The sequence below is a fragment of the Enterobacter cloacae complex sp. IR5458 genome, from assembly GCF_049238025.1.
GTDB lineage: Bacteria > Pseudomonadota > Gammaproteobacteria > Enterobacterales > Enterobacteriaceae > Enterobacter > Enterobacter kobei.
Map to the genome: position 1 here is coordinate 12,040 of NZ_JBMKIF010000056.1, position 4,472 is coordinate 16,511.

Annotated in this window: 8 protein-coding genes; 7 read left to right on the top strand and 1 reads right to left on the bottom strand. The window is 62.1% G+C overall.

Annotation, left to right across the window (positions count from 1 at the left end):
• Positions 1–126: 126 nt before the first annotated feature.
• Entirely contained in the window at positions 127–582 is a 456-nt protein-coding gene (gene merR / locus ACOTYN_RS24390) for an Hg(II)-responsive transcriptional regulator (protein ID WP_001166628.1), read from the bottom strand.
• 71 nt (positions 583–653) lie between these two features.
• Here merR and merT point away from each other — a divergent pair, with 71 nt between their 5' ends.
• From merT to ACOTYN_RS24425, 7 genes are all read left to right on the top strand, one after another.
• Positions 654–1,019 (top strand): mercuric ion transporter MerT, encoded by a 366-nt coding sequence (gene merT / locus ACOTYN_RS24395; RefSeq protein WP_001294656.1) that lies wholly within the window; start codon positions 654–656, stop codon positions 1,017–1,019.
• Between the two features lie 15 nt (positions 1,020–1,034).
• Complete coding sequence (gene merP, locus ACOTYN_RS24400; RefSeq protein WP_000732275.1) at positions 1,035–1,310, top strand: mercury resistance system periplasmic binding protein MerP; 276 nt, start codon at positions 1,035–1,037, stop codon at positions 1,308–1,310.
• A gap of 27 nt (positions 1,311–1,337) precedes the next feature.
• On the top strand, positions 1,338–1,763 hold the full coding sequence (gene merC, locus ACOTYN_RS24405; protein WP_000522996.1) for an organomercurial transporter MerC: 426 nt from the start codon (positions 1,338–1,340) through the stop codon (positions 1,761–1,763).
• 38 nt (positions 1,764–1,801) lie between these two features.
• A complete protein-coding gene (merA, locus tag ACOTYN_RS24410; protein ID WP_000209296.1) occupies positions 1,802–3,487 on the top strand; it encodes a mercury(II) reductase in 1,686 nt (561 codons plus the stop codon).
• Positions 3,488–3,504: 17 nt separating this feature from the next.
• Complete coding sequence (gene merD / locus ACOTYN_RS24415) at positions 3,505–3,870, top strand: mercury resistance co-regulator MerD (protein WP_001277466.1); 366 nt, start codon at positions 3,505–3,507, stop codon at positions 3,868–3,870.
• On the top strand, positions 3,867–4,103 hold the full coding sequence (gene merE, locus ACOTYN_RS24420; protein WP_001087807.1) for a broad-spectrum mercury transporter MerE: 237 nt from the start codon (positions 3,867–3,869) through the stop codon (positions 4,101–4,103). The genes merD and merE overlap by 4 nt, the downstream gene beginning before the upstream one ends.
• Positions 4,104–4,168: 65 nt before the next feature.
• Positions 4,169–4,381, top strand: a complete 213-nt coding sequence (locus ACOTYN_RS24425) for a DUF3330 domain-containing protein (protein ID WP_000993245.1) — start codon at positions 4,169–4,171, stop codon at positions 4,379–4,381.
• Positions 4,382–4,472 lie beyond the last annotated feature (91 nt).

Genomic DNA, 4,472 nt, shown 5'->3' on the forward strand with positions numbered 1-4,472 from the left:
CCTACGTTAAGCCTATTTTTTGAGCTGGCATGACGGGCAGCTATGAGCGAAGTATAGTCATTCGCCCTATCTCTTTTGTCGCACTTTCAACAAGGGGTCGTCTCAGAATTCGGAAAATAAAGCACGCTAAGGCGTAGTCACCCCGTGACTCCCCCGCGCCGATGCAGCGAGCTTCGTTCCGTCTTGCAGTGACGCAATCAGCGGGCAGGAAACGTTCCCTTTCCGCGCATGGCAGGCGCACACCAGTTCAGACAGCACGGCCTCCATGCGTGCCAAGTCGGCCATCTTCTCGCGCACATCCTTGAGCTTGTGCTCGGCCAGGCCGCTGGCTTCCTCGCAATGGGTGCCATCCTCCAGCCGCAGTAGCTCGGCGATTTCGTCCAGGCTAAAGCCCAGCCGCTGGGCCGATTTCACGAACCGCACTCGTGTTACATCCGCCTCGCCATAGCGGCGAATGCTGCCATAGGGCTTGTCTGGCTCCGGCAGCAGGCCCTTGCGCTGGTAGAACCGGATGGTCTCCACATTGACCCCGGCCGCCTTGGCAAAAACGCCAATGGTCAGATTCTCAAAATTAATTTGCATATCGCTTGACTCCGTACATAACTACGGAAGTAAGCTTAAGCTATCCAAACCAAATTTGAAAGGACAAGCGTATGTCTGAACCACAAAAGTCTGAACCACAAAACGGGCGCGGCGCGCTCTTCGCCGGTGGGCTGGCCGCCATTCTTGCGTCGGCCTGCTGCCTGGGGCCGCTGGTTTTGATCGCCTTGGGGTTCAGCGGGGCATGGATCGGCAACCTGACGGTGCTGGAACCCTATCGCCCGATCTTCATCGGCGCAGCGCTGGTCGCGCTGTTTTTCGCCTGGCGGCGCATCTACCGCCCGGCGCAAGCCTGCAAACCGGGTGAGGTCTGCGCGATTCCCCAAGTGCGAGCTACTTACAAGCTCATTTTCTGGATCGTGGCCGCGCTGGTCCTGGTCTCGCTCGGATTTCCCTACGTCATGCCATTTTTCTATTAATCACAGGAGTTCATCATGAAAAAACTGTTTGCCGCCCTCGCCCTCGCTGCCGTTGTTGCCCCCGTGTGGGCCGCCACCCAGACCGTCACGCTGTCCGTGCCTGGCATGACCTGCGCCTCTTGCCCGATCACTGTCAAGCACGCGCTTTCCAAGGTTGAGGGCGTGAGCAAGACCGACGTAAGTTTCGACAAGCGCCAGGCCGTCGTCACCTTCGACGATGCCAAGACCAACGTCCAGAAGTTGACCAAGGCGACCGAGGACGCGGGCTATCCGTCCAGCCTCAAACGCTGATCCGTTAACCGAACTCGGGAGCGACACATGGGACTCATCACGCGCATCGCTGGCAAAACCGGCGCGCTCGGCAGCGTCGTTTCCGCGATGGGCTGCGCCGCCTGTTTTCCTGCCATCGCCAGCTTTGGCGCGGCCATCGGACTGGGCTTCTTGAGCCAGTACGAGGGGCTATTCATTGGCATCCTGCTGCCGATGTTCGCCGGCATCGCGTTACTCGCCAATGCTATCGCTTGGCTCAATCATCGACAGTGGCGACGCACGGCGCTCGGCACGATAGGCCCGATCTTGGTGCTGGCAGCGGTGTTTTTAATGCGGGCTTACGGCTGGCAGAGCGGTGGACTGCTCTATGTCGGCCTGGCCTTGATGGTTGGGGTGTCGGTCTGGGATTTCATCTCGCCAGCACATCGCCGCTGCGGGCCGGACAGCTGTGAATTGCCAGAACAACGTGGCTGACGGCAACAGCCGTAGCCACCACAGAAAAGGAAAAATACATGACCACCCTGAAAATCACCGGGATGACCTGCGACTCGTGCGCGGCTCACGTCAAGGAAGCCTTGGAGAAAGTGCCCGGCGTGCAATCGGCGCTGGTGTCCTATCCGAAGGGCACAGCGCAACTCGCCATTGAGGCGGGCACGTCATCGGATGCGCTGACTACCGCCGTGGCCGGACTGGGCTACGAGGCAACGCTTGCCGATGCGCCACCGACGGACAACCGCGCCGGCCTGCTCGACAAGATGCGCGGCTGGATAGGGGCCGCTGATAAGCCCAGTGGCAACGAACGCCCGTTGCAGGTCGTCGTCATTGGTAGCGGTGGAGCCGCGATGGCGGCAGCACTGAAGGCCGTCGAGCAAGGCGCGCAGGTCACGCTGATTGAGCGCGGCACCATCGGCGGCACCTGCGTCAACGTCGGTTGTGTGCCGTCCAAGATCATGATCCGCGCCGCCCACATCGCCCATCTGCGCCGGGAAAGCCCATTCGACGGCGGCATGCCACCCACACCGCCGACGATCTTGCGCGAGCGGCTGCTGGCCCAGCAGCAGGCCCGTGTCGAAGAACTCCGTCATGCCAAGTACGAAGGCATCCTGGACGGCAATTCAGCCATCACCGTTCTGCACGGTGAAGCGCGTTTCAAGGACGACCAGAGCCTTATCGTTAGTTTGAACGAGGGTGGCGAGCGCGTCGTGATGTTCGACCGCTGCCTGGTCGCCACGGGTGCCAGCCCGGCGGTCCCGCCGATTCCGGGCTTGAAAGAGTCACCCTACTGGACTTCCACCGAGGCCCTGGCGAGCGACACCATTCCCGAACGCCTTGCCGTAATCGGCTCGTCGGTGGTGGCGCTGGAGCTGGCGCAAGCCTTTGCCCGGCTGGGCAGCAAGGTCACGGCCCTGGCGCGCAATACCTTGTTCTTCCGTGAAGACCCGGCCATCGGCGAGGCGGTGACAGCCGCTTTCCGTGCCGAGGGCATCGAGGTGCTGGAGCACACGCAAGCCAGCCAGGTCGCCCATATGGACGGTGAATTCGTGCTGACCACCACGCACGGTGAATTGCGCGCCGACAAGCTGCTGGTCGCCACCGGCCGGACACCGAACACGCGCAGCCTGGCATTGGAAGCGGCGGGGGTAGCCGTCAATGCGCAGGGGGCCATCGTCATCGACAAGGGCATGCGCACCAGTAGCCCGAACATCTACGCGGCCGGCGACTGCACCGACCAGCCGCAGTTCGTCTATGTGGCGGCAGCGGCCGGCACTCGTGCGGCGATCAACATGACTGGCGGCGATGCGGCCCTGGACCTGACCGCAATGCCGGCCGTGGTGTTCACCGACCCGCAGGTCGCCACCGTGGGCTACAGCGAGGCGGAAGCACATCACGACGGGATCGAGACCGACAGTCGCCTGCTAACACTGGATAACGTGCCGCGTGCGCTTGCCAACTTCGACACACGCGGCTTCATCAAGCTGGTCATCGAGGAAGGTAGCGGACGGCTCATCGGCGTGCAAGCGGTGGCCCCGGAAGCGGGTGAACTGATCCAGACGGCGGTGCTCGCCATTCGCAACCGTATGACCGTGCAGGAACTGGCCGACCAATTGTTCCCCTACCTGACCATGGTCGAAGGGCTGAAGCTCGCGGCGCAGACCTTCAGCAAGGACGTGAAGCAGCTTTCGTGCTGCGCCGGATGAGGAAAAGGAGGTGTTCAATGAGCGCCTACACAGTGTCCCGGCTGGCCCTTGATGCCGGGGTGAGCGTGCATATCGTGCGCGACTACCTGCTGCGCGGATTGCTACGGCCGGTCGCGTACACCACGGGCGGCTACGGCTTGTTCGATGACACCGCGTTGCAACGGCTGCGCTTTGTACGGGCTGCCTTCGAAGCGGGTATCGGCCTGGACGCACTGGCGCGGCTGTGCCGGGCGCTGGATGCTGCGGACGGTGACGGTGCGTCTGCGCAGCTTGCCGTGTTGCGGCAACTCGTCGAGCGTCGGCGCGAGGCCCTGGCCAGCCTCGAAATGCAACTGGCCGCCATGCCAACCGAACCGGCACAGCACGCGGAGAGTCTGCCATGAACAGCCCAGAGCACTTGCCGTCTGAGACGCACAAACCGATCACCGGCTACTTGTGGGGCGCGCTGGCCGTGCTCACCTGTCCCTGCCATTTGCCGATTCTCGCCATTGTGCTAGCCGGCACGACGGCCGGCGCGTTCATCGGGGAGCACTGGGGTATTGCAGCCCTCACGCTGACCGGCTTGTTTGTCCTGTCTGTGACGCGGCTGCTGCGGGCCTTCAAGGGAAGATCATGACCGCTTCCCAGCCAGCCGAGAGTGGGCAGCTTTGAGCTTCGCTACCAATCTGGAGGAGTACCACCATGAACGCAAACGCCCCGAACACTGCCAGTTGCACCACCTGCTGCGTATGCTGCAAAGAAATTCCGCTCGATGCCGCCTTCACCCCGGAAGGCGCGGAATACGTCGAACATTTCTGCGGGCTGGATTGCTATGAACGCTTCCAGGCACGCGCCAAGGCCGCGACAGAATCTGACATTGCGCCTGTCCCTGGCGGTTCGCAGCCGTCAGATTGAGGCATACCCTAACTTGATGTCAGATGCCATGTGTCATTTTCAGAAGACGACTGCACCAGTTGATTGGGCGTAATGGCTGTTGTGCAGCCAG